This is a genomic window from Methanobrevibacter sp. (assembly GCF_045644645.1).
In the GTDB taxonomy this organism is placed as follows: Archaea; Methanobacteriota; Methanobacteria; order Methanobacteriales; family Methanobacteriaceae; genus Methanocatella.
On record NZ_JAZRHE010000127.1, the window covers coordinates 1 to 26051 of the forward strand.

Annotated in this window: 27 protein-coding genes; 13 read left to right on the forward strand and 14 right to left on the reverse strand. The window is 34.3% G+C overall.

The window, feature by feature from the left end:
• Positions 1 to 235 precede the first annotated feature (235 nt).
• Positions 236 to 514 (reverse strand): 2TM domain-containing protein, encoded by a 279-nt coding sequence (locus ACKI4K_RS07190; RefSeq protein ID WP_407423682.1) that lies wholly within the window; start codon positions 512 to 514, stop codon positions 236 to 238.
• 244 nt (positions 515 to 758) lie between these two features.
• Between ACKI4K_RS07190 and ACKI4K_RS07195 the strand changes: the two genes are divergently transcribed.
• Together ACKI4K_RS07195 and ACKI4K_RS07200 are read left to right on the forward strand one after the other, a co-directional pair.
• Positions 759 to 1688 (forward strand): glycosyltransferase family 2 protein, encoded by a 930-nt coding sequence (locus tag ACKI4K_RS07195; RefSeq protein ID WP_407423684.1) that lies wholly within the window; start codon positions 759 to 761, stop codon positions 1686 to 1688.
• A 13-nt stretch (positions 1689 to 1701) separates the two neighbouring features.
• Positions 1702 to 2082 carry a GtrA family protein gene (locus ACKI4K_RS07200; RefSeq protein ID WP_407423686.1) on the forward strand — a complete coding sequence of 127 codons (381 nt, stop codon included), beginning with the start codon at positions 1702 to 1704 and terminating at the stop codon, positions 2080 to 2082.
• Between the two features lie 20 nt (positions 2083 to 2102).
• Here ACKI4K_RS07200 and ACKI4K_RS07205 read toward each other — a convergent pair whose 3' ends face one another.
• The gene (locus ACKI4K_RS07205; RefSeq protein ID WP_407423688.1) at positions 2103 to 3521 is read right to left on the reverse strand and encodes a hypothetical protein; all 1419 of its coding nucleotides are present in this window, start codon (positions 3519 to 3521) and stop codon (positions 2103 to 2105) included.
• 36 nt (positions 3522 to 3557) lie between these two features.
• Positions 3558 to 4358: a polysaccharide deacetylase family protein gene (locus ACKI4K_RS07210; protein ID WP_407423690.1), complete on the reverse strand. Its 801-nt coding sequence runs from the start codon at positions 4356 to 4358 to the stop codon at positions 3558 to 3560.
• A 315-nt stretch (positions 4359 to 4673) separates the two neighbouring features.
• On the opposite strand from ACKI4K_RS07210, the gene ACKI4K_RS07215 reads away from it, so the two are divergent.
• The 3 genes from ACKI4K_RS07215 (at position 4674) to ACKI4K_RS07225 (ending at position 6721) form a co-directional block, all read left to right on the forward strand.
• A complete protein-coding gene (locus ACKI4K_RS07215) occupies positions 4674 to 5906 on the forward strand; it encodes an MFS transporter (protein ID WP_407423692.1) in 1233 nt (410 codons plus the stop codon).
• Between the two features lie 215 nt (positions 5907 to 6121).
• Complete coding sequence (locus ACKI4K_RS07220; RefSeq protein WP_407423694.1) at positions 6122 to 6388, forward strand: hypothetical protein; 267 nt, start codon at positions 6122 to 6124, stop codon at positions 6386 to 6388.
• A gap of 108 nt (positions 6389 to 6496) precedes the next feature.
• Complete coding sequence (locus ACKI4K_RS07225; protein WP_407423696.1) at positions 6497 to 6721, forward strand: hypothetical protein; 225 nt, start codon at positions 6497 to 6499, stop codon at positions 6719 to 6721.
• A 79-nt stretch (positions 6722 to 6800) separates the two neighbouring features.
• Here the strand turns inward: ACKI4K_RS07225 and ACKI4K_RS07230 are convergent, their stop codons facing one another.
• Positions 6801 to 7817, reverse strand: a complete 1017-nt coding sequence (locus ACKI4K_RS07230; protein WP_407423698.1) for a M24 family metallopeptidase — start codon at positions 7815 to 7817, stop codon at positions 6801 to 6803.
• A 49-nt stretch (positions 7818 to 7866) separates the two neighbouring features.
• Between ACKI4K_RS07230 and ACKI4K_RS07235 the strand changes: the two genes are divergently transcribed.
• Genes ACKI4K_RS07235 through ACKI4K_RS07245 form a run of 3 tightly spaced genes read left to right on the forward strand, consistent with a single transcriptional unit; the run spans position 7867 to position 10376 of the window.
• A complete protein-coding gene (locus ACKI4K_RS07235) occupies positions 7867 to 8508 on the forward strand; it encodes a site-2 protease family protein (protein ID WP_407423700.1) in 642 nt (213 codons plus the stop codon).
• 3 nt (positions 8509 to 8511) lie between these two features.
• The gene (locus tag ACKI4K_RS07240) at positions 8512 to 9714 is read left to right on the forward strand and encodes a YcaO-related McrA-glycine thioamidation protein (RefSeq protein ID WP_407423702.1); all 1203 of its coding nucleotides are present in this window, start codon (positions 8512 to 8514) and stop codon (positions 9712 to 9714) included.
• 5 nt (positions 9715 to 9719) lie between these two features.
• Positions 9720 to 10376: a TfuA-related McrA-glycine thioamidation protein gene (locus ACKI4K_RS07245; RefSeq protein WP_407423704.1), complete on the forward strand. Its 657-nt coding sequence runs from the start codon at positions 9720 to 9722 to the stop codon at positions 10374 to 10376.
• A 172-nt stretch (positions 10377 to 10548) separates the two neighbouring features.
• Here ACKI4K_RS07245 and ACKI4K_RS07250 read toward each other — a convergent pair whose 3' ends face one another.
• Genes ACKI4K_RS07250 through ACKI4K_RS07265 form a run of 4 tightly spaced genes read right to left on the reverse strand, consistent with a single transcriptional unit; the run spans position 10549 to position 13518 of the window.
• Complete coding sequence (locus tag ACKI4K_RS07250) at positions 10549 to 11010, reverse strand: hypothetical protein (RefSeq protein ID WP_407423706.1); 462 nt, start codon at positions 11008 to 11010, stop codon at positions 10549 to 10551.
• A 10-nt stretch (positions 11011 to 11020) separates the two neighbouring features.
• A complete protein-coding gene (locus ACKI4K_RS07255; protein WP_407423708.1) occupies positions 11021 to 11860 on the reverse strand; it encodes a CBS domain-containing protein in 840 nt (279 codons plus the stop codon).
• A 39-nt stretch (positions 11861 to 11899) separates the two neighbouring features.
• Entirely contained in the window at positions 11900 to 12322 is a 423-nt protein-coding gene (locus ACKI4K_RS07260) for a universal stress protein (protein ID WP_407423710.1), read from the reverse strand.
• 41 nt (positions 12323 to 12363) lie between these two features.
• Positions 12364 to 13518 (reverse strand): amidohydrolase family protein, encoded by a 1155-nt coding sequence (locus ACKI4K_RS07265; RefSeq protein WP_407423712.1) that lies wholly within the window; start codon positions 13516 to 13518, stop codon positions 12364 to 12366.
• Positions 13519 to 13665: 147 nt separating this feature from the next.
• Between ACKI4K_RS07265 and ACKI4K_RS07270 the strand changes: the two genes are divergently transcribed.
• Positions 13666 to 14259 carry a zinc ribbon domain-containing protein gene (locus tag ACKI4K_RS07270; protein WP_407423714.1) on the forward strand — a complete coding sequence of 198 codons (594 nt, stop codon included), beginning with the start codon at positions 13666 to 13668 and terminating at the stop codon, positions 14257 to 14259.
• A 17-nt stretch (positions 14260 to 14276) separates the two neighbouring features.
• Here the strand turns inward: ACKI4K_RS07270 and carB are convergent, their stop codons facing one another.
• Positions 14277 to 17453, reverse strand: coding sequence for a carbamoyl-phosphate synthase large subunit (gene carB, locus ACKI4K_RS07275; RefSeq protein ID WP_407423716.1), 3177 nt, complete (start codon positions 17451 to 17453; stop codon positions 14277 to 14279).
• 22 nt (positions 17454 to 17475) lie between these two features.
• Positions 17476 to 18558 carry a glutamine-hydrolyzing carbamoyl-phosphate synthase small subunit gene (gene carA / locus ACKI4K_RS07280; protein WP_407423718.1) on the reverse strand — a complete coding sequence of 361 codons (1083 nt, stop codon included), beginning with the start codon at positions 18556 to 18558 and terminating at the stop codon, positions 17476 to 17478.
• Between the two features lie 219 nt (positions 18559 to 18777).
• On the opposite strand from carA, the gene ACKI4K_RS07285 reads away from it, so the two are divergent.
• The gene (locus ACKI4K_RS07285; RefSeq protein ID WP_407423720.1) at positions 18778 to 20274 is read left to right on the forward strand and encodes a DEAD/DEAH box helicase; all 1497 of its coding nucleotides are present in this window, start codon (positions 18778 to 18780) and stop codon (positions 20272 to 20274) included.
• 2 nt (positions 20275 to 20276) lie between these two features.
• Here the strand turns inward: ACKI4K_RS07285 and nadC are convergent, their stop codons facing one another.
• On the reverse strand, positions 20277 to 21101 hold the full coding sequence (gene nadC / locus ACKI4K_RS07290) for a carboxylating nicotinate-nucleotide diphosphorylase (protein WP_407423722.1): 825 nt from the start codon (positions 21099 to 21101) through the stop codon (positions 20277 to 20279).
• Positions 21102 to 21168: 67 nt separating this feature from the next.
• Between nadC and rnz the strand changes: the two genes are divergently transcribed.
• From rnz to nadA, 3 genes are read left to right on the forward strand one after another with little or no spacing between them, the layout of a single operon-like run.
• Positions 21169 to 22062: a ribonuclease Z gene (rnz, locus tag ACKI4K_RS07295; protein WP_407423724.1), complete on the forward strand. Its 894-nt coding sequence runs from the start codon at positions 21169 to 21171 to the stop codon at positions 22060 to 22062.
• 5 nt (positions 22063 to 22067) lie between these two features.
• Positions 22068 to 22814, forward strand: coding sequence for a mechanosensitive ion channel family protein (locus ACKI4K_RS07300; RefSeq protein ID WP_407423725.1), 747 nt, complete (start codon positions 22068 to 22070; stop codon positions 22812 to 22814).
• A 1-nt stretch (position 22815) separates the two neighbouring features.
• Positions 22816 to 23733 (forward strand): quinolinate synthase NadA, encoded by a 918-nt coding sequence (nadA, locus tag ACKI4K_RS07305; protein WP_407423727.1) that lies wholly within the window; start codon positions 22816 to 22818, stop codon positions 23731 to 23733.
• Between the two features lie 26 nt (positions 23734 to 23759).
• Here nadA and ACKI4K_RS07310 read toward each other — a convergent pair whose 3' ends face one another.
• From ACKI4K_RS07310 to ACKI4K_RS07320, 3 genes are read right to left on the reverse strand one after another with little or no spacing between them, the layout of a single operon-like run.
• On the reverse strand, positions 23760 to 24746 hold the full coding sequence (locus tag ACKI4K_RS07310; RefSeq protein ID WP_407423729.1) for a hypothetical protein: 987 nt from the start codon (positions 24744 to 24746) through the stop codon (positions 23760 to 23762).
• A gap of 53 nt (positions 24747 to 24799) precedes the next feature.
• Positions 24800 to 25084, reverse strand: a complete 285-nt coding sequence (locus ACKI4K_RS07315; RefSeq protein ID WP_407423731.1) for a DUF5750 family protein — start codon at positions 25082 to 25084, stop codon at positions 24800 to 24802.
• Positions 25074 to 26036, reverse strand: coding sequence for an alpha/beta fold hydrolase (locus ACKI4K_RS07320; protein WP_407423733.1), 963 nt, complete (start codon positions 26034 to 26036; stop codon positions 25074 to 25076). The genes ACKI4K_RS07315 and ACKI4K_RS07320 overlap by 11 nt, the downstream gene beginning before the upstream one ends.
• Between the last annotated feature and the right edge of the window lie 15 nt (positions 26037 to 26051).

Consider the following 26051-nt stretch of genomic DNA (forward strand, 5'->3'; position numbering starts at 1 on the left):
CTTTTGAATTTTCTAATTCAAATTAAGATGGCTGTCTTAAGAGAATTAATTTAAACTTATCATAATCTGCAGATTTGAATAAATAATCAAATTGTCGCATAGGTACAAATTGTAACTTTTTTATTTGCAACTTTGACACATATGAACAATACTATAAAACTCAAAAAAAAGCAGTTAATGAGATAACTCATTAACTAACAGCCCGGTCAAAAGCTTCTGCGATTTATAATGAAAATTATTTTCTCAATTTTTCCATTTCTTTTTCAATCATCTCATCTCTGTTACCATCAAGTTTTCCGTTTAAGACAAATACTTTCAAGAAGTGAACCAGTAAGCCAATTGCCCAGAAAATGGTTATCCAATAAAACCACCATCCATCACCATTGCCTAAAGTGAGGAAATTCAAAATAATTAGCATTAAGTTCACTCCAATGAAACTAAACAAATGTTTATAAAAGGCAATTTTTTCATCGGCTCTTTTTTCAGCTCTCCTATACAAACTTTCTTCAGACATAAAATCACGATTAATAAGTTAATTAATATTATTTCTTAGTTTACTTATTAAAATAATTTATCAAGCTTGCCTTTAAAATATTGGATATCTTCTTGCAGCAAAAATAATGATATTTCTAGTTATATTTTCAAAAAATCAGCATTGTAGATTCTATCAAACAGTGAATTCGAGTTACTTAAATCATGGAATGAACTAGCATCTATCAATGTAAATTATTTATAATATTTCAAATAAATATTTAATCATGAATCTTTTGAGTATTGTTGTTCCGTGTTTTAATGAAGAGGAAACCGTGGAGATTTTTTTAAAAGAAATTCAAAAAACATTGAACGACTATAATTTTGAAATCATATTCATTAATGATGGATCCAGTGACAATACTCTAAAAAATATTAAAGACCTTGCCAATGCGAATTCAAATGTCAAATATATCTCCTTTTCTAGGAATTTCGGTAAAGAATCTGCAATTTATGCCGGTTTAAGAAATGCTTCAGGAGATTTGATATGTGTTATGGACGCCGATTTGCAGCATCCCCCTAGTTTGCTTCCGGAAATGATTGAATCAGTGACAAATGAGGATTATGATGCTGTTGCTGCAAGAAGAACTACAAGAAAAGGTGAAGCACCCATTAAATCATTTCTATCTAGTTTTTTCTATAAATTATTTAATAAAATTTCTGAAATGGGATTGGTGGAAGGTGCAACCGATTATCGTGTGATGACAAGGCAGGTTGTTGATTCGATATTGCAATTAAGTGAATACAATCGCTTTTCAAAGGGTTTGTTTCAATGGGTTGGCTTCAATACAAAATGGATTCCATATGAAAATATTGAAAGGGTTGCCGGCGAAACAACCTGGTCATTATGGGGCCTATTCAAATATTCAATAGAAGGCATTGTGGCATTTACAACAGCCCCATTATCTGTATCCACATTATTAGGTACTGCAATATCAATAATCGCATTTATTTATATGATAATCATCATAGCACGATATTTGCTTTATTCTGATCCGGTTCAAGGTTTTGCTACAACAATGTGTGCCATACTACTTTTAGGAGGCATGCAGCTATTGTCCATAGGTGTTTTGGGCAAATATTTGGAAAAAACCTATGTTGAAACTAAAAATAGGCCAATATACATTGTCAAAGAATCAAATATTGATGACGAATAAGAACGTGATTTAAATGAAATTAGACAGAGAACTATTTTTATATGTCGTTTTTGGAGCTTTTACATTCTTTGTCAACATTATCACATATTTCATTTTTGAAAATCTGTTGGGTATCAATTATCTGATTTCAAACATCCTGGCTTGGTTCTTTTCCGTGCTATTTGCATATGTCACCAATAGGATTTGGGTGTTTGAGAGCAAAAGTACGGAAATCCTTAAGGAGATGTCATTATTCTTTGGGGGAAGAATATTTTCAGGAGCAGTTGACACCGCTTTGATGTATCTGTTTATTGATGTTTTGGTAATTGGGGATTTAATCTCAAAAATCGTTGTTCAAGTCATAGTAATAGTTTTAAACTATATATTCTCAAAATTGATAGTCTTTAAAGATTAAAAAATAAGTGCATTATGCATTCATGCACCCACTAAATTAAAACTATAATGATTAGCATCATAGACTTTGGTTAAATTGTAGTTATCATCATATTTTTTATTGGATTCCTTGAGTTTCCAATTAACCAAATAGATGTTTTTATCCGGATTTTCCTTTAAAATCTTATCAAAATCCTTAGATATTTCCACATCATCATCGTAGAAATAGCTATCGGATAGTGTATACTGCTTAGAGTTGTTTAAATCTTTATGTAAAACCTTATAACCATAATCAGTATTATAGACAATTACACTGCCATTATTGTTAATGCTATCCAGGAAACTATCTTTCTTTTCATTGAATGCCAATCTAGAATCAATATCCTCATTTGTTATCGCCAGACTTGCACCCGTCAGAAGTATGACTAGAATAAGTGCGGCAGTCAATACTTTATAACTCTTAATTCTGCCAACCACTATCGAAGCTGAAAGCCAAAATATTCCGAATACTGGAACTAAATATCTGACCCTCATGGAATTGGTAAATGAAGACATCAACCCGATTATGCCTATCCCAAGTGTTGCATACATTAGAAATATGCCTGTAGCCGAATATTTATCCTTATTTTTATATATTAAAACTAAAATAAAGATTAGAAACACAACAGCAATTAACTTAAAAATAATCATGTCAAATCTGAAATTTAGACTTTTGATTGCAAAGGCTGTGAAATAATGCACTGCATTAATTAATTCAAAACCTTCCTTAGCATCATTGGCATGAGTTTGGATTTGGTGGATGAAAACAATTCCCCAAGGAGCATACAAAACAACCAATGCCAAAACAGATTTGCCAAATTGCCTTAGTTTATCCTTATGTTTCGTATAGATTTCCACCAATATCAGCAAATATACTAATCCGCAAGTAAGTGCCAAAAAGTATTGGAGGTAAACTGATAAAAGCGTGAACAAAGTTAATAGCACCCACGATTTCTTATCCCAATGAGTTATAACCTCCTTATAGTAAATGAATACCATTATAAGGAAAAATAATCCCCATGAATACATTCTAATTGTTAAAAACTCAACAAAAAAGTCAGTCATGACTCCCAAACAAAAGACGAATAATCCTGCAGTTAACCATCCATAATCTTTGCGAATTTTAGTTGCTGAGACTAGCATTATAAGAACATAGGGAATTATTGAAACGACTTTTAAAAGATAAAGGTTATCCAAACCGAAAGGAGTTAACAGATACAATATCCAATAATACAATGGCGGATGAACATCATGGATTGCTACAGTCATCCCATCCATGAATGGGAGATTGACTAAAGAATAAGTCCAATATTCATCAATATTGATGAACATATTAGTTAATGGAGAGATAAACATGTAAAGCAATATTAAAATTGCAGCTCCAAAGAAAAATAAGCCTAACCAATCCCTTTTCTCATACATATGAATATATTTAATAAGAATGTTATTTAAAAACTTTTATTCGATTTTTTGCGGTTGGGATTGACTATGAATATTTACAAATTCATTGTAAGTTATAAACTTATGACCCTTGCTTTTTAACATTTTCACAAGATTGTCTAAACGTTCCACCATCTGCCGTCCACTGTGGTTGCGGATGATAAACGGCATTTTAAATTCAGGATGCTCCTTAAGTTCATAAAACTCCCATGGGTGGAAATAAGTCACAAAGTATCCGTCATGGCGAAGCACTCTACGAACCATCATGTGATATATCCTCTCAGGCAGGTTGTGCAGTGACAGCCAAAATAATGGAAATCGCACCACCGGCGTAACTGATGCCGGAATCTGCATCACGCCATCCTCCATAAACCAAGTGCGAGGAGTGGTTAAGTGCATGTAACGGCCCGGGATGAATGCTGGGTTAAGTGATGAATTATAAAGATAACCCGCTTTCTTGATTTCAGATTCAACGACAGGAAACATGCGAGGCTGGCGATAACCAGTCACAGCAACCCCAGTGACACGTTCCACAATCTCCTTTGAACGGACGAAATCTGTTTCATTCGGTTGCCAATGATCCACACCGTGGCATGCAACCTCATGACCCTCATTTATGATACGTTGCATTACTTCAGGAGCATTCTCCGCGAAGTTGCCTGTACAAAACAATGTGGCACGTACATCATTCGCCTTCAGCACATCAAGAATACGATTTGTACCTTCCACAGATACCCGCATGCCCTCTTCTAACGAATAATCCACACCATGTTCACGAGGCCCATCAAACTCCTCAATATCAAAACTTAGCAATATCATCTTTTCACTTTAGATTTGAAAAATTTCACAAAAAATATTCATTCAAAATTTTATTGTTCATTATATTTAAAATTAAAGTAATATTGATTACTACTCTTTAAATAATACGATGCCTTCCCACATTACTTAAAAGAGCCCTATCGCATATTAACTTGAATATTCGACAAAACAAACAAAAACCTCATGAATCATCTATCTTTTAGAAGGTTACTAAATAAGCAATATTCTTGAAAAATATTATATAACTCGTAATGCAAAATATAAACTAATTATTATAAAAATCCAAGCAATCACAGGATGTTAGAATTTATGTTAATGAATGAAGAAGCAAAATTAAGCAAAGACCATTATAAGATTTTCGGTTTGAGCTGGGCAGGTTGGGTTTTTGATTTCTATGACTTGGTCTTATTTACCTTTTTAGTGTCTCAACTTCAAAGTGACTTGCATTTTTCTGCCGAAATGCTTGCATTCTGTTTAGGAGTTTCACTATTCGCCACAGGTTTGGGAGGAATTATTTTTGGAGCATTGGGAGATAAATATGGCCGTAAGACAGTGTTGCAATGGACGATTTTAGTTTATTCTATAGGCACACTATTATCTGCTTTTTCATGGTCTTTTTATTCATTAGTAATATTTAGATTCATCACCGGATTAGGTGTTGGTGGAGAATGGGCCACTGGCCAAATCTATATTAATGAGACATTTCCAGATAATTTAAGGGCCAAATTTGGAGGTTTCATGCAATCCGGAGCTCCGATTGGAGTGATATTAGCTTCAATAGTGGGAGGCATAGTAAGTCCCATTATTGGTTGGAGAATGACCTTTTTAATTTCAATTATTCCTGCACTTACAGTTATTCTCATAAGGAAACACCTTAAAGAATCAGATGTTTGGCTTCAAAATAGAGATCAGTACGTGAATAAGAACATTTTTCAGGAGTTCAAAGAATTACTTTCAAAAGAATATAGAAAAATATTCCTCATCTCCCTGATATTATGTGTATTCGGTATGTCTGCCTATTGGTATACATATTCCTGGTTACCAACTTATCTTGAACAAGAGAGAGGCCTGGCATTACTTGGCACTACAATTGGAATTATAGTAATCCAATTAGGTGATTTTTTAGGTTATACAAGTTTTGGTTTTGTATCTGAAAAGCTTGGGAGACGTCCTGCATTTACAATTTACAGTTGCATAATGGGCTTAAGCATAGCAATGATAACCATTTTCTGGAATCAGATTAATGCAATTAATGAACTGATATATGTATTCATGTTCTTAACAGGATTTGGAACAGGATATTTTGGCGGATTTGGAGCATTGTTCTCAGAATTGTTCCCAACAAAAATAAGAAATACCGGTGTTGGGACAGTATTCAACCTTGCACGAGGAATACAATTCGCCACTCCAGTAATCATAACCATCATTGGCTCATACTATGATTTAAGCTACGGCATATTCATTGCTGCAATCTTTGCCATACTGGTGGGCATCTGGATTTGGGTATTCCCTGAAACCAAAGGAACTGTTATCAATGAACTAAATTAAATAGAAAAGCATTTACGGCTGTAAAACAGTTTTTGTCACCTATTAGTATCCTTTGAAACAAGCATTTTTTTGACATTTCCTGTAAAACACCCCTCAAAAGGACACCACATATTTGAAAAATAATTTAAATAAGTGCAGCAATATATTTAAGTAAGCATTATTATTTTGAGGTTTTAATCATACCAAAAATGGAAATTGATTTTACAGACGCCCAATTGGAAAAAATTGAAATTTTAAAATCAAAAGGCATAGATGTTGGGCAGGCTATTGATCTTATTTTCGAATTTCAAGATGAAGCATTATCTCAAATTGAAACAGAAAGTCAAGATGAAGATATTATTGAAAAAATAAGGGATAGTGCTCTTGATTCAGAAATCAAAGAATCCTTAATGAAAAAGCAACATGAAGAAAGCGAAACCTACGATAAAACACTGCAGACCACAAAACATAAAATAAAATGGAAAGAATTCTTTAAATTCTAATCTTTAACCTACCGGAAAGTGATTCACAGCAATCACTTTAATTCTATTTTTTCCAAACATGACTTGCGTTGCTTAACTGTTTTTGAAAAGAATTAATGTTATATATGCATGAAGAAATTATTATTGAATCCCAGACACGATGCCGCAATGGAAGAAACTGTTGATTTCGATATTGAAAGGGTAAAAGGCGCTGAAAAAATACTGTTCTGTGAAGGACTGTTCTTCTCAAGGATAACCGAACCTGGAAAAAATATGGTTGCAAACCATGCTATCAGCAAATTGGCTAAGGCAATTATTCCATTCCTTCTGGAATCAACAACCAAGGACTTTTAATCAAAAGATTATTTCAAAAAAAAACTTTTGAGAGTGTCCTAAAACTCTCAATTTTTTTCTTTATTAATTTATAATATGATTAATCAATATTTAAAGGCAAACCGCCAATGACGCTGGCTCTTTTTTCTATTGAAACAGTGTCCTCTAGGCGAACTCCAAATTCCCCTTCAAGATAGATTCCCGGCTCGACCGTTATGACCATTCCCTTTTCAACAACAGTCTCATCGCGAACGGAAAAACCAGGAGTTTCGTGAATGTCAAGACCTAAGCTATGGCCTGTTGAGTGGATGAACCTTTCCCCATAGCCATACTCGGAAATGATGTCACGGGCAACCTTGTCAACCTCACAGCATTTAAGCCCCGGTCTGATGACCTTGATGGCCTTGTCATGAGCCTCAGCAACAATATCCCAGATTTCATGTTGAAACTCTGTGTAGACCATTGTACGGGTGTTGTCAGAACAGTACCCATTACATATTGCACCCCAATCAACCAATATTGGCTGCTCCAAGGATTTGTGCTCGGGAACTGCATGGGGAAGGCTTGAATTTGCACCGCTTGTCACTATCGTGTCAAAGGATTCCTTGCTTGCTCCGTTTTCAATCATCAGCTTTACCAAATCGAATGCGACGACACTTTCCGAATCATTTCTGTTCAATATGTCCAACTCCAAAAATGATTTCTGGGCAATATCAGTTGCTTTTTGAATATTTTCTATTTCCTGAGGGCTTTTTATCATTCTCTGTTTGTCAATGTACTTTTTGGACACTATTGAAAAGTCATCCCTGAACTTCTCATAAGTGCCGAAGGCAAGTTCCGGTTCGATGGCCAGGATTTTGACTCCTTCCTTTTTCAAATCGCCAATCATCATTTCCATTGACTCATATTCCCTTACATCAATGGTTGAATTCCTATTGGCTATTTCCATATCCATTTTTGAAGCATATATGACCGGTTCCTCTTTCAGTATGCAAAAGGCAAAGCTGGTTGGCCTATAATCAGAAATATATTCTATGTTAGTAAACTGGGTAAGCATATAAGCTTGAATATCGTCTTTTTCCAAATCCTTTAAAATATTGTCTACATGAACATCCATGATAATATTTAGAAAAAACTTTATATATAAAATTAGATATTTTAAAATTATGTTTAAATTTACAAGCAGTGAAATAAGAGATTTACTTATAGCATTTTTCGTTATTTCCCTATGTTTTGGAATTGCAAATACTGGTAGAGACATCCCTGCTTTGTTAAACATGCTTCCAATGATTATGGTTGGTGTAGGTCTTGGTTTTATCCTACACGAACTGGGGCATAAGTTTGTATCAATGAAGCATGGGTACTGGGCTGAATTCAAATTATGGCCACAAGGATTATTATTCGCACTTGTTACATCATTTTTTGGATTTGTTTTTGCAGCACCCGGTGCGGTTTATACCTATGCAAATTACATGACTGACGAAATAAACGGGAAAATTTCAATTGCAGGACCTGTTGTAAACATTGCACTTGCATTAATATTTTTAGGAATTGCAACAGCAGTTTATCCATCCGCATTCACTTCACAGAATTCCGTAATAATATTCATCGTATGTTCACTTGGCTATTCAATCAACAGCTATTTGGCCGTGTTTAATTTACTGCCTATTGGAAACTTAGATGGATCCAAAGTATTAAGGTGGAATGCCGGAATTTGGGTGATTGTAATAGCTATTGCAGGAGTAATGACATTCCTATCAATGACAATGGGTGCTGAAAATATAGTCAGATTAATTATAGGATTATAGAACATGAATGAAGAGATTACATATTTTGAGGGGACCCATAGGGTAATAGCCCCAAGTAAAACCATCGAAATAAATGAGGATAAACTAAAGACGGCCGGAATAACCCGTATTGCAGACATTACCGATTTGGATAGGATTGGTCTTCCGATTTATACTGCAATCAGACCTACTGCTGAAGAGGGCGCCGTAAGCATTTATGGAGGCAAAGGAATTTCAAAAGACCATGCAAAGGCATCTGCAATGATGGAAGGTTTTGAGAGATATTCCGCTGAAAGGCAAGATAGTGATGACACCATAATTGCCAATTTAGATGAAATTGGCGAATATGGATCTTTTATTGACCCAAAAAGCTTAAATTTGCCAAAAGATATTGAAAAAAAGGATATGGCCGGCATGAATTTGGAGTGGAGCAGATCCAAAGAAATAATCTCCGGAAACGAATACCTGATTCCTACAAATGCTATTTTTCACCCATATAACCCTGATAACAATGTCCAGACTTTATTCAAATCAAATACTAACGGTCTTGCATCAGGCAACATCCTGGAGGAAGCAATCCTACATGGAATGCTGGAAGTTATTGAAAGAGATGCATGGAGCATCTTCGAGTTAACTCATAAGAATTATGCTCAAATTGACATTGGCAGTATCGAAAGTGAAACTATTCTGGACATCATTAACAAATTTGAAAGTGAAGGCATTAAAATTAAACTAATGGACTTCACTGCAGACATTAAAATCCCAACAATTGCCGCATCTGCTGATGACACAATCACAAAAGATGCCGGACTTTTGACTTTAGGAATGGGAACACACTTGGATCCGGAAGTTGCAGTTCTAAGAGCCCTTACTGAAGTGGCGCAAAGTAGGGCAACACAAATTAATGGAGCTCGTGAAGATACCGTAAGAGCGGATTTCGCTCGTGAAGCGGGCTATGAAAGAATGAAAAGAATCAACAGATACTACTTTAAAAATGAAGAAGAACAAATTAAATTATCCGATATTGAAAACAAAAGCACTTCTTCCATTGCAAAAGATATTGAAATCGTTAAAAATGAATTAATTGATAACGGCATTGAAAAAATATTGTATGTTGATTTAACTAGACCCGAGATAGATGTTAGTGTTGTGCGTGTGGTCATTCCCAAAATGGAAGTTTACACAATTGACCCAAGCAGAGCAGGTTACAGATTTTTGAAAGTTTGATTGATATGGTTAAAATTATAATTTATGCGGGATTATCAATTCCTTTTAATGAAGCGCGTGAGATATTAGATAGTTCCAATGATATTGAAGTAGTTTACAAAAGACCCATTCAAAGAGGAGATTTGAATTTGGCCCTTAAGGAACATCCCGACATCATTGGAATAATCGATGGTGTTTTTCATCAAAACTCCGCAGTGGGCCATAAAGAAATACTTAACGTGATGAATTCCGGAATTAAGGTATTTGGATCTTCAAGTATGGGTGCATTAAGAGCCTCTGAACTGGATACTTTAGGAATGACAGGTATAGGTTATGTTTATAATCAATATGCATCAGGAGAAGTTGAATCTGATGACGATGTTGCTGTAATGCTTGACAGCGAAACATTGCAAGCGCTTTCCGAACCATTAATTAACATGAAATATATTTTTGAAAATGCAGTGTCTGAAAATATTTTAACTGAAAAGGAAAAAGATGACCTATTAAGCATTGCAAAAAAAACCTATTATCCAAAAAGAAACTATGCGCAAACATTAAGCGAATCAAATCTGGATAACAATAAAAAAGACCAGCTAATTAATTTTATTCGAGAATCTAAAGATATCAAAAAAGAAGATGCGAAAGACTTGCTTAGATTTATTAAAAATTTAGTGAAATCGTAGATTTTAAAGATGGATATATATCTTTAAACAAAATTATGATGCAAAATTAAAAAGGCAAATCATTTAAATTAATCATTGATTGGTTAGAATAAAAATTATCTATAAAACTATATTTTAAATTAACAAGAATTAAAAATTTTGAAGGGTTGGTTACGACCTTAAAAGCCATCTTCTAAACCTCATCCTTCATCTCATTATATTTCTTCAAGACCATATCTGGGGTTTCAATAGATTGATCAAAAGTTAACAAAACTTCTTTTGATTCAAAATCATCACTTACTTTTTGAAGTCCCTTTAATGAAATACACTCCCCTTCAATTTTAAAACCAATGCCATCAGCATCAATACTGACAATATTTATCTCAAGCTCGGAAGCATTATCCAAAGATTGGTTAGCTTTAACATCATACTTCAAGTTTAAGATTTTATGGGGCATTATTTCATTAATGGTCCTCTTAATGACTGAATCAAAAAGTTCTAAAAATTTTTTAGCAGGTGGCAAATTATTAGCCCACCAATAAGTAATTACTGAGTTAAGAATGATTTCATGTTCGGAAAAATCATCATATAATCTTGCACGAACACTGACAACACTTTCACTAACTTTAACTACTAAAACTGGACTAACAGCCATTATATCACAATTATTCAACTAATGCTTTGATTAGGTCACTAGCTCTAACAAGTCCTACTAAATCCCCTTCAACACCGATAACAGGAATCTGTTCGATGTTTAAGGATTTCATTTTTTTAGCGCAGTCAGTGACTTTGGTTTTTGAATTAGCCACTTCAACATTGCCTACAGCAACATCGCCAACAACTTTATCTGTGAATTTTAAGTGGTTTTTCTCAATGTATAATACTGAGGTACTATCCCATGACCATTTGTCTCCTTCTGTACCGACAGTGGAACTGTGTTCACTTCTTTCAGAGATAATTTCAATTTCGGAAATGAAATCGGTTTCGGTTAGAATACCGGATAATTTAGCATCATCATCCAATGCCAATACTGATTTTAATCCGAATTGGTTCATAGTTTCAAATGCAACATTCAATGGAGCTTTCTCCCAGGTTGTTGGAACTGTAGTAATCATATAATTTTCAACAGCATCGTCAACTTCAACTTTTGTCAAAGCTTTGGATACCAAATCAAAAGATGTGATAATTCCTACCAGTTCACCATCTTCATTAATAACCGGAACTCTCCTAACATTATTCTCAATCATTACACGTGCTGCATCAGTTACATCATCATCAGGACTGACGGTGATTAAATTTCTGCTCATCAACATGGCAATTTGTTCTTCATCAGGATTATTAATTAAATCTGAACGTGTAATAATACCTACTAATATATTAGTGTCTTCTTTTACTACCGGAAGTACTGCTTTATTTTCTTTTCTCATTAAGTCTAAAACTTTTTCTCTGTTTCCAGGTACAGAAACACTAACAACATTTTTAGACATTGTTCTTTTGACTAACATAAAAACACCCATATAATAATAATATGAAAAGGCAGGCAATTAATGCACTACAAGTACTGCACATTTTGCAGAGTTAACGACTTTATCTGCAACACTGCCCATGATAAATCTATCAAAGCCAGACTTGCCTGAACTTCCCATAACAATCAAATCAACATTTTCCTCATTTGCCACTTCTAAAATAGCTCTGGCAGGAGAACCCTCTTTGATAATGTGGGTCACTTCAACCCCATCTTCATTTAATTTATCAAATTCTTTAAGGTTTTCCTCAGATCGTTCGTTTAAAATTTGATTTAACTGATAAATTTCATCATCCAATGGAAGTCCATTAACGAAATTGTTTTCAGTGACACTTACAGCAATTATTTCAGCACCACTAACCTTAGCTATAAATAGTGCATGCATTTGTGCCTTTTTAGCAAATTCTGACCCGTCTGTAGGGATTAATATTTTTTTATACATAAATGACATCCCCATAATATAATAGATAAGCATCTATGATATTATACATTAACTTTTTTATTAATAGTATATAATATATTTTTCGATTCACAGCGATTTATTATATTTAAATAAGGATTTTTAGAAAAAGAATTTAAGACAATGAACTCGGCATCACTGCCAACATCAATAGTTGATTTTTTAACGATGGCATTGATTGCATTATCACAAACATTAGTAGTTGCCATTTTCAATAAATCTTTCGGGCCGATATAATTTTTATAATAAACAGACATGAGTTTTAATGTGAATTCCAACTCCCTAAACATGTTTGGAGAGTTAATCATTACATTATCCGTTCCAATCAATGGTCTGATACCTAAATCCATCATTTTATTCAATTGAGCTACTCCAACATTTAAAGTTGCATTAGCTCTAGGACAGACCACAACATTCTGATTTGATTTTGAAACCAAACTCAAATCATCGGAAATCGGATTGGTTAAATGAACTAACTGATTGAAATTAGAGTTAACCCCCCTGCCAATTTCAGTTTTGCCAAATTCATCTAAAGATTCTAATTGGTTAGATTCAGATTCACCAACGTGGATTGAAGAAAGTTTACCATGCTTATTGCACTCCCTGACAATTAAATTTGCAACTTCATCCGTAATTTCGCCAAAACCGCTGGGAGCAATCCCATCAGCTATTTTTAAAAGTTTTCTAATAGCTATCTTAACTTTTTTCAAATCGGGATCTTCACCATAGAAACTATCATCACGACCAAGAATGATTGGCTTAATCGGAATGTTTGTTGAAGCTTTTTTTAATAATTTTACTCCTTTAATTCCGCCTTCGCGATAATCAATGAAATGAGTGGTGCCGCTTTTAGCCATGTCCCACATAGTCTCTTCCATGGCACTGATGACTTCATCATCACTGGCATTGGCTAATGCAACATGCTTCACACCATTTGGAGGTTTTACCATTTCACTTAATGATAAGGAATAACCTTCATCTTTAATAATGGAATCACCAATGTGCATATGGCCATTGACAAATGAAGGGCAAACTACTGCACCATCCACATCAATAATTTTGCCTTCCATAGATTCTTTTGCTATTTCAACAATTTTGCCTTCATCAACAACAATATTCTCTTTTTTCAATGTCAAATCCTGGCCTTTTAATATGATTCCATTAGCTATAGTAAACATTAAAGGAAAATCTAATTTTTTTTATTAATATATTTTATTATTAAAAAAATTTATTAAATCAAATAACAATATTAAATATTAATAGTTATTTTCATTTTTTAAATATATGCTAATTAAATGATTACTATCTTTTTTATGAAAATGGGGATGATTTCTATTAACTCTCAAGAAATACGTTATTTTTACAGGAATATTATAAAAACTGGAAATGTTTACAGAGTTAAACATAACAATAAAGATTATGGTGAGTTCAAGAAATTATCCGATGCACTATACGAAAGAGATGCGCTATTTTTTTGTAACTTTGATTATGATTTGCTTGTTGAGTGTGACTTGGAAAACAAGTATGAACATATGGAATTGCCACCATTTCCTGAAAAAAGACCAAAAGGCCGTATCAAAGGAATGAAAGTCAACAAAAAGGAAAGGGAAGGGGAAATACTATTTGATCATAAGCTCCGTAAATTTTTCATTCAAAGAGGGGAAGAAAATATCGGATATTATGATACAATGACCGAAGCATACTATTACAAAAAGTTGCTGATGGACAATGATTGGGATAAAAGTGTATTGAAAACAAATATTACAGAAAGACTTGAAGTCAACATTAAGATTGATATCAATAAGAAATATAAAGTTAGATTAAACTTTTGCCCTAAATGTAAAAGCAGGCTTGACATCCATGCCGTAGAATGTCCTTCATGCGGCATTAACATTAAAGAATACCTGTATAATAATTAAAAAAAAGGATAGAGAAATTAATCTCCATCAATATATCTATTCAAAGATTTTACATTAATTTCATGGTTCTGTACGGCCTGTATAGCATTCAAAGCTGCCCTTGCACCGGCTAATGTGGTAACATAAGGAATACCCAACTCAATAGCCAAACGCCTAATGATGTAACCATCTTTTGCAGATTGTTTACCTTCAGAAGTGTTGATGATCAAATCGATTTCTTTGTTTAAAATTGCTTCTTTGATATTAGGGGAGCCCTGTGATACTTTTTTGATTTTTTCAACAGAATCCAAACCGGTAGCGTCAGCCGTACCGCTAGTGGCAACAAGATCAAAACCTAATGTAGCCGCTTTCTCAGCAATAGGTCTGATTTTCTTTTTGTCTTGCTCTTTAACACTTATGAAAATTTTACCTTCTTTTGGTAAATCCATTCCAGCTGAAAGTTGAGATTTGAAAAATGCCATTCCGTAGCTTTCATCAATACCAATACTTTCACCAGTAGATTTCATTTCCGGACCTAAAACAGTGTCGGATTCCGGAAGCTTTAAGAATGGGAATACGGATTCTTTTACAGCCACATGATTTATTTTAATTTCTTTGGTTAAATCAAAGTCTTTTAATTTAGCGCCATTCATAATCCAAGTAGCCACTTTTGCCAATGGCACACCAATAGCCTTACTTACAAACGGAACAGTTCTACTTGCACGAGGGTTAGCTTCAATAATGTAAACCATCTCCTCATCAAGTTTAACTGCATATTGAATATTCATCAAACCTTTAACATCAAGTTCTAAAGCTAATTTAGTGGAGTTTTCACGAATGGTGTCCAGAATATGTTCCGGGATAGTTTGAGGAGGTATTACACATGCGGAATCTCCAGAGTGAACACCGGCCTCTTCAATGTGTTCCATTATTCCTGCAATAAATACGTCTTCACCATCACATAAAATATCCACATCAAGTTCAATGGCATCTTCTAAGAACTTATCCACTAAAATAGGATGTTCCGGTGAAACTTTAACGGCCTCCTTCATATATTCTTCAAGTTCATTGTTATCATAAACAATTTCCATAGCCCTTCCACCAATAACATATGACGGACGGACAAGCACTGGGAAGGTAATCCTCTCAGCAATTTCTTTTGCCTCATCAAATGAATTAGCAGTACCATATGGTGCTTGATGAATATGTAATTTTTCTAAAAGTTCTGCAAATAATTCCCTGTCTTCTACCCTATCAATACTTTCATAAGGAGTTCCTAAAATTTTAACACCTGCATTAGCTAAAGGAACAGCCAGGTTAATGGATGTTTGTCCACCAAATTGGACAATAACACCATCAGGCTTTTCCTGATCAACTACACCCATCACATCTTCAAATGTGAGCGGTTCAAAGAACAATTTATCAGAGATGTCATAATCAGTACTTACGGTTTCGGGGTTGTTGTTGATTAAAATTGTTTCAATTCCATCTTCCTTAAGCGCAAGAGAGGAATGTACACAACAGTAATCAAATTCGATACCCTGACCAATTCTAATTGGACCTGCACCCAGAATTACAACTTTCTTCTTGGATGTTGATGTAAGTTCATTACCTAAATCATAGCTGCTGTAATAATATGGAGTTTTAGCTTCAAATTCAGCAGCACAGGTATCTACCATTTTATATGACTGTTTAATGTTGTATCTTGAAAGCAAGTTTCTAATATATTCTTCAGTTTGACCGGACAAATCAGCTAATCTTTTATTGGAACAACCAATCTGTTTTGCTTTTCTCAAATAATCTTCATCATCCAATTTATCGGCAGTAACATCATTTTCAAAGTTTACGATGTTTCTGATTTTGTATAAGAAGAAATTATCAATTTTAGTTAGTTCCCTAATCCTATCAATATCCATTCCATCTTTAATAGCTGAATAAATTTGGAAGTAGATTAAATCTGTCGGATTCGCCAAATCCTCTTCTGTGTATTCAACATATTCAAAACCGTCAAAGCCCATATCGAGTGACCTAATCGCTTTTTGGAATGCCTCTTCAAAAGTTCTTCCAATAGCCATTACCTCACCGGTTGCCTTCATTTGAACTCCGACTTCACGGCCGATTCCTTTAAATTTATCAAATGGCCATCTTGGGATTTTAATTACAACATAATCAATAGCAGGTTCAAAAGAGGCGGGAGTCTCCTTGGTAATGTCATTTTTAATTTCATCCAAAGTCAATCCTAAAGCTATTTTTGATGAAATCTTTGCAATTGGATATCCTGTTGCTTTAGATGCAAGTGCACTGCTTCTTGATACACGAGGGTTTACTTCAATTACCTTATATTCATCAGTTTCAGGATTTAATGCAAATTGAATATTACATCCGCCACGAATTCCTAATGCTCTGATAATTTTAATGGATGCATCGCGCATTTGTTGAATAGTTTCATCGCATAAATTTTGAATAGGGGCTACAACAACACTGTCTCCAGTGTGGATACCCATTGGGTCTATGTTTTCCATAGTACATACAATAATACAAGTATCCTCTTTATCCCTCATTACTTCAAATTCTATTTCTTTCCAACCTAAAACAGATTCGTCAATAAGAACCTGATTAATGAAACTCATATCCAATCCATGATTTGCAATTTCAATTAATTCTTCCTCATTGTGGGCAATTCCACCACCAGTTCCACCTAATGTGAAAGCTGGCCTTACAATAACAGGATAACCGATATCTTTTACTGCTTCAAGAGCTGCATCTACACTTTCAACGGCCTGACATTTCGGAATTTCTTCACCAATTTCATCCATAAGGTTGGCAAACAAGTCCCTGTCTTCCACATCTTTAATTGTTTGAACATCAGACCCTAAAACCTTGATCCCTTCAAGCAAACCTAAATCTCCAAGACCTGTTGCAATGTTTAATCCTGTTTGTCCACCCATTGTCGGTAAAATTGCATCGACTTCCTCTTCCTTTATGATTTTTGCAACCACTTCCGGAGTTAATGGTTCTGTATAAACAGTATCCGCCATCCCCATATCTGTTTGAATGGTAGCCGGATTACTGTTAACGAGTACTGTTTCTATTCCCTCTTCCCTTAGTGATTTACATGCTTGTGATCCTGAATAATCGAATTCCGCTGCTTGTCCGATTTGAATAGGTCCAGAACCAATAATTAATACTTTTTTAATATCCTTATCAACTGGCATATGTAATCCCCATTAAATTTTTTTAATAATCATCCATCATTTGATTAAATTCGTCAAAAATACTTCTTGTATCGTTAGGACCAGGACCCGCTTCAGGGTGGTACTGTATACAATGTAAAGGCAATTCCTTGTGAGAAATACCTTCAGGAGTTCCATCATTTAAGTTAATTTGAGTTAAAACCAAATCAGTTTCTTTTAAAGATTCCTTATCAATGGTAAATCCATGATTTTGTGATGTGATAAATACTTTTCCAGTGCTTAAATCTTTAACCGGTTGATTTTCACCCCTATGACCAAATTTCATTTTATAAGACCTGGCTCCAAAAGATTTGGCTATTAGCTGTTGCCCCATACAAATTCCAAAAATAGGCAATCTATTTGATAATTTTTTCATGGTTTCAATAGTCTCAGATACCCTATCAGGGTTTCCCGGACCGGATGTAATCATCAGTCCGTTTGGAGAATAATCCAGAACAGTTTTATAATCTGTATCATATGGGAATAGGACAACACCAATGTCCCTTTCTAAAAATGAGTTAATGATGTTCTTTTTAACTCCACAATCAATTAAGGCAACTTTCTTATCAGCATCCTCATTGAACATCTTGATTTCCTTTGTAGACACCAACGGAACAACATCCATCTCTTCAATGCTCGGTTGGGAACGAGCCATTTCAAGCAGTTTATCATCGGAAATATCTTCAGTAGTTATTGCTGCTTTAAGTGACCCCCTTTCACGAATCTTAAGTGTCAGGTCACGAGTGTCTATTCCACTGATTCCCGGAGTTTCAAACTCTTTTAGAAATTCGTCTAAAGTCTTTTGAGGACCGAAATTAGAAACCTCACGACAAACCTCACGACAAACAAAACCTTCAACCTGAATTTTATCAGATTGATACCAATCTTCACTTACCCCGTGATTTCCTTCCAATGGATAAGTGGACATCAATATTTCTCCTTTAAAGGAGGGGTCTGTTAATGACTCAGTATAACCACCCATACCTGTTGAAAAAACAAGTTCTCCTAATTTAGTGGTTTCATAACCAAATGCCTCTCCTTTTAAAACAGTACCATCTTCTAAAGCCAATTTAGCTATCTTTACCATCAAATCACCATAATAAAAACATAAAAATTTACTATCCTTAATATATATGTTTTATTATATTATTAAAGTTTCTTTTTTAGTGGAATTTCAGATATCCGGAGAATATTTTTAGATTATTGAATAGGATTTAAAAATTAGGAAAAAACTTTTGCAAAATAATATCTACAAAAAATAAGAAAGTATATACCAAGTAGAAAAATTCATAAGAGAACAAATAATATGAACCGAAATGTTAACCTTCCGGACGATTACAAGAAATTCAAAAAGTTGATTAATGAAGCAATAATCTATGATGCTCCAAAATCATTGACGGGTGAATTAAGGCCCTATCAAAAAATTGGTTATTCCTGGCTAATCCAGAATATCAAATATAAATTCGGATGCATATTGGCCGATGACATGGGTCTTGGGAAAACTGTGCAGGTCCTAAGTGCCATTCTTTATTTTAAAGAGCAAAACCGGTTCGAAAATGAATCAACCTTAATCATTGTTCCGCCGACATTGATATCGAATTGGGAAAATGAAATAAAAAAATTCACACCTGATCTAACTTACTATATTTATCATGGGTCCAACAGAACATTTCCTTTGGAAGAATATGATATCATGTTAACCTCTTACGGAGTGGTTAGGCTTGATTTGGATATGTTTATCGACAAAAATTGGCTTTTATGTGTAATTGATGAAGCGCAAAACATTAAAAATCCAAATACAGAACAGACAAAAGCTATTAAAAGCATTGAAGCTTCCACCAAAGTTGCCCTAACAGGAACTCCTATTGAAAACAGATTAATGGATTACTGGTCAATATTTGACTTTGTAAACAGGGGATATTTATCGACTAAAGATAACTTTAAAAGAAATTATGTCATGCCAATAGAAAAACTGGAAGACCCTGAAGTCTTGGAAAATCTTAAGACGATAGCTAAGCCCTTTGTGATGAGACGTTTAAAAACCGATGATGACATCAAAAAGGAATTGCCTGACAAATTGGTCAATGACATTTACTGCACATTAACTAAAAAGCAAATTAGACTATACAATGCAATTTTAGAAGAGATATTCTTTGATATTGAAAATTCGAAAGGAATTCAAAGAAAAGGAATAATTCTTAAAATATTAACTGCACTAAAACAAACCTGCAATCATCCTGCACAATTTTTAGCCATTAAAAATCCAAAAATCAGCGAATCCGGAAAAATGGAGCTTTTAGTAGACATTTTAGAAAATATACTTGACATGGATGAAAAAGTTATAATTTTCACCCAATATGTTGAAATGGGCAAACTAATCCAACAGCTCATATCCAAGAAGTTTAAAACTGATGTGCTGTTCCTGCATGGCTCACAAACACTTAAGGAAAAGACAGAAATCATCAATACCTTCCAGGAAGACCTCAATTATAAGATTTTTGTAGCCACGCTCAAAACCGGAGGGACAGGTTTGAATCTGACTGCAGCAAGCAATGTAATTCACTATGATTTGTGGTGGAATCCTGCTGTCGAAAATCAGGCGACAGACAGGATCCACAGAATCGGCCAGCAAAAGGATGTTATAGTGTATAGGTTCATCACCAAAGGAACACTGGAAGAGGCCATTGATGCAATAAGTAAAAGAAAAATAGATTTGGTCGGGAAGGCCATAAGCAATGATGAAACGTTCATTACTGAAATGAGCAATGAAGAACTGAAAAAAGTATTGTCATTGAGATTATGACATCATTCGAGTTTCAGGCTAAAGTTTAAGCTTCTTGATGAATGTGTCAGAGCGCCAATTGAGATGATGTCCACCCCCAAATCGGCATAATCCAAAATTGTTTCTTCAGTGATTCCGCCTGACACCTCAATCAATGAATTTCCACGAATGTTTAACTTTTCAAGCTCATCAATTACATCGCTAACTTCATCAGGTGACATGTTGTCGAGCATTACAATATCTGCGCCATTTTTCACACATTCTATTGCATCATCAAGCGTTTCCACTTCAATTTCAATTTTTTTAGAAAAGCTTGTATTTCCCTTAGCTTTAAGCAGGGCTTCCAAAGGAGTTCCGCAAGCAGCAATATGATTATCTTTTATCAAAACCATGTCATCCAAGCCGAACCTATGAGTGTCCGCACCGCCCACATTTAGCGCATGCTTATCGAATTTGCCGATAGCAGGAGATGTTTTACGGGTCCCCGCAATCCTCACATCATAATCCTTGATCAGGTCCACATAACGATTGGCCGCACTGGCCACACCACTCATTCTCATCATCAGATTTAGAGCAGTTCTCTCAAGTAGCAGAATTGTTCTGGCATCACCCTTAAGTGAAATTAACACATCACCATCAGCTATCTTACTTCCCTCAGCAAGCCAGAATCCAACATTGACACCATGCTCTTCAAAAAGTTCACGAATGACATCAATGCCCGCCAGAATACCATCATCCTTTGAAACAATATATGCACTTGCCTCTTTTCCTTCCTCAACCACCACGTTTGATGTGATATCTCCAAATCCTTCATCTTCAGCCAGCATATATTCAATAATCTTATCCAAAAAATCACCTAAAACATTATAATTATTAAAATATATAGTATTTTTATAATATAAAATAAGTGATTAGATGGAAATAACATTTTTAGGAACATCATCTGCAGTCCATTCATATGAAAGGAATCATCCCTCAATTGTTCTAAAAGCATTTGGAGAAACAATGCTATTCGATTGTGGAGAAGGAACACAAAGACAACTGATTTATGCAAGAGTAAGCCCCATGAAGATATCCAAGATATTCCTTACTCATTATCATGGAGACCATATTTTAGGTCTTCCAGGATTATTGCAGTCAATGAATTTCAGAGGAAGAGATACAAAACTAACAATATACGGACCTAAAGGATTAAATGTACTTAAAGAAGCAATTTTTAGCTTAGGCTATTGTAAAATTGAATTTCCTATTGAATTTATTGAAATCGGATCTGAAATTGTGGAAAAAACTGATGAGTATATTATCACATCCCAAAATGTAAACCATCAAGTCCCATGTCTTGCCTATTCCATTGAAGAGTTAAAAAAGCCAAGATTTCTACGCCAGAAAGCAATCGAATTGGGCGTTCCAGTCGGACCTGATTTTGGAAGGCTTCACAATGGCGAGGAAGTGGAAATAGATGGCAAGATTATAAAACCCAAACAAGTCCTAGGGCCTCCACGAAAAGGAAGGAAAATCACATATTCCGGCGATACGACACCTTGCGAAGAAATGATTGATTTAGCAAAAGATTCGACTCTTCTTATCCATGAATCAACATACATTAAAGAAGATAGTGACAAAGCAGAAGAAAATTTCCATTCAACATCAGCCGATGCCGCATTAATAGCTAAAAAATCAAATTCCAAACGATTAGTTTTAACACACATCAGTACAAGATATCAAAATACTGACCAGCTATTAAAAGAAGCATTGGAAATATTTAATGATACTGAAATAGCCAAAGACTTAAAAAGAATTGAATTGTGATTAAAATGAATATGCCAACTAATGTTAATGAACCTGCAATGATTTTTGTTTATATCTTAATAATAATCATAATTACCTCAATCATAACACGTATTGTTGCTTATTCAATGAATAAAATGAAAAGATTTAAAAAAGACATGACTGCAATATATCTTATCCGAGATATAGTAAATTACATTATCTATTTTATTGCATTAATGATTATATTACAATTATTTGGAATTGATTTAGCAACAACATTGCTCAGTTTAGGGATTATTGGTATTGCAGTGAGCCTTGCCGCTAAAGACATCATTTCGAATTTGTTTTCAGGAATAATTTTAATTATAGGCAGAAGCATTAAAGTAGGAGATACCATTGAAATAAACAATAAAAAAGGAATTGTTGAAAGAATAACTCTCAGATCAACAATCGTTATCGATGACAATGGTGTTAAAATCCATGTCCCCAATTCAACATTAACAAATAACTCCTATTTACAATTCAAAAAGCCTGAAAAATTTAGGGTGGACATACTGACCGGCGTGCCATTAAATATTGATATTGAAAACTTTAAAGAATACATAGTTAAAAAAATCAGTGAATATGATGGAATTGCCAAAAATCCAAAGCCAAATGTTTACTCAAAAGGAATAACCTTTGAAGAAACTCAACTAAAAGTATCCTTTTGGGTAAAAGACTTTAATAGTAAAGATGACTATAAATTAATTATTACTAATGAAATAAGAAAATATGTAGAAATTGGTGAATGAAATGAACAGTTCTCTTCAAGACGAAATTTTGAAATTAAAAGAAGAAAAGAATGCAATAATCCTTGCGCACAATTACCAGCCAAAAGAAATTCAGGAAATTGCAGATTTTCTTGGAGATTCCTTGGAATTATGTATAAAAGCTTCTGAAATTGATGATAAAGACTTAGTAATCTTTTGTGGTGTGGATTTCATGGCGGAAACTGCATTCATATTAAATCCTGACAAGAAAATAATCATTCCAACTTTGGAAGCTGAATGTCCAATGGCACATATGTTACCCGAAGAGGAACTTCTAAAAGCAAAAGAAGAACACCCCGATGCTGGAGTTATTCTTTATGTGAACAGTATTGCTGAGGCAAAACAGCATGCAGATACATTATGTACTTCGGCCAATGCAGTAAAAGTTACTGAAAGTTTAAAACAGGACAAAATTCTATTTGGGCCAGACAATAATTTAGGAAACCACGTTGCCCAAAAAGTTGATAAAGAAATTATTCCAGTTCCTAAAGGAGGGCATTGTTATGTCCATAAACTATTCCACATTGAAGATGTTGAACTTAAAAGAGAACAATACCCTAATGCAGAGATAATCTGCCACCCAGAATGTAACATTGATGTTCAACAGGCCAGTGACCATGTAATGTCAACAGGAGGAATGTTAAGATACATTAAGGAAAGCGATAAGGAAGAGTTTGTCCTTGGAACTGAAATTGACATGATTACAAGAATAAACATGGAAGTTGAAGGTAAAAAACTGTATCCATTGCTTGAAGGGGCAATATGTGAAACAATGAAATTGCATACCCTTGAAAAAGTAAGAGATTCACTTATAAACGAAGCACCACAGGTCACACTGCCAAAAGATGTGGCTGAAAAATCATTAAAAGCAGTTCAACATATGCTTGATGCATCAAAATAGCTAGTTTGAAACTAGCTTTTCTTTTTTTATTTGAATTGATATAAGAATGAGATGATTTCTTTAATTATCTGCGAATTGTCCGGGTCATCATAGTAGTTTTCCTTGCTTGTCTCAAAAAGGCGAATCATAGAATCCTTAATCAAATTCCCTAATGGAAGAAGATCCTTTTCAGGGTAATAAAAGAGATATCCGGTAGTGCCCAAAAGTAATGATTTTGCTTTGATATTTTGCAGTTTATCTTCAACGTCAAACCCTAAAATACAATCATTACGAGATTTGAAGTCATGAATATCCACAAATAATCCTTCGTCAACATAATCATCCATCAAAACATCAAGCTCATCATTGTTTAAGTTTTCAATGATATTCCTTGGGAAATAAGCCATGAACAGAACTCTTAAAATAGTGACAGACAATAACGATAAAGATGAACTGTAATCCTCCGAATAAAAATCCTCAGATGAATCTAGCATGCTTTCTAAAGATTTCATTGTCGCATAAGCATAACCATATATCTTATATGCTGAATTCAACAGGATTATAAACTCCATCTCATCAGGAAAATCGCATGCCCATGAAAATACTTCAAATCCACCTATCCCTTCACCAACTATCCCTAAAATCTTATTAATATTAAATTTTTCAGCTAAAAACTGTCTTTTAAAATTAACACGGTCATTTATTGTGTAACTTGGAAAATCATGTTTTAAACCCGTGGATGAAGGTGAACAGGACCCCGGTGTTCCCAATGAAAATATCCTGATAAAAAAATATTCGTCAACGTCAAAATCAAACTTTTTGATTATATTGTGATATTTTGGTAAAATAGAATGCCCTCCCACAAGTGTCGGAAAGTAAATAATTGCATTGATGATATTTCCATCATCATCGTATTTTGGAATCCCTCTTGTTACATATTCCACAGTAACATTTTCAAGAACCCTTCCCGATTCAAATTCAAAGGAATCCATTACATGCTTTCTAGATTCTGGATATGATGCTTGACCACTCATGATACCACAACAATAATCTATAATCTAATTTATTGTATAACCTATTTAACTTTTCACATGCCCCCCATATCCTCTAAAAAACTGGATAGAAAAAGGTTCATTTCAATTTCTTCACGAGCAATGAAGTCATCCATCCGAACTTTGGCAGTTTCGCTTTGAAATGGATATAATTCTTCATCAAAATACATTTTAATTTTAAAAATATCTTCCCGAATGCTAGTTATCTCATCCAGATCATCATTGAGAAATCTCATTTGATTTGAAGGCAAACCTGATACCTGATATTCAACAAACTTTTTAGACCCCTCATCCCCATAATCTGTAATTTTAACTATCATCGAATCCTCTCATAAATTCTTTTAGTTCATCAGATATTGTTTCAAGTTCATTGAAACATAAATGACCCAAATCGGAATCCATCACAATCAATTCTGAATTTTTAATCATTTCAGACATTGGAACTGCATCCAATTCTGGCGGAAAATGAGGGTCCTGCTTACATGCAACAATTAAAACTCTAGATTTGATTTTATCCAAGTCTTTTTCAATGTCATAATTCATGCAGCACTCATTGCAATATTTTAAATCATAGATGTCGACATCCAAGCTTTCATTGCCAAAGGATTCAAATTCAGCGCCCAATTCTTCATTAGACATGTTTCTTAAAGCTTCTTTTGAAAGGCCGAAATTGAACTCTGCCAGATTAGCTAGTCTTAATGTTCTAATCAGTGAGTAGGTTAATTCCCCTTTATTGTAATCAGGATCGGATTCAATTATCTCATTGACAAATCTTGATAAGATGAAATCATGACCTGCAACTTTATAGGTGCTTACACCCGGCATGATAAAATCAGCGAAATCAGGGTATTCGATGGCCAATGTGAGGCCTACAAAACCCCCCATTGAAACACCGATCACTCCTAAAAGATGATTGATATTGAATCTTTCGGCTAAAAATTGCTTTTCGAAATTGACAATGTCTAGAATAGAATATTTTGGAAACTTATTTTTTAAATTGGTGAGTGAAGGAGAACATGACCCGGAAGAACCCAATGCTGTTATGGATATGAAAAAATATTTGTTTTCATCAAAAGCTTCGTCAACTCCACTTAATGGCAATATTTTTCTCATGGAAGCATATCTGCCCAAAGACCCATGACAATATAAAATTGCATTGCTGATTTTGCCATTTTCATCATATTTTGGAGTTCCAAAGGTTGTATACTCCACTTTAACATCTTCAAGAGTTTCCCCATTTTCAAATTTAAATGATGGTAATGTAAAATACATGTTTTTATCATCAAA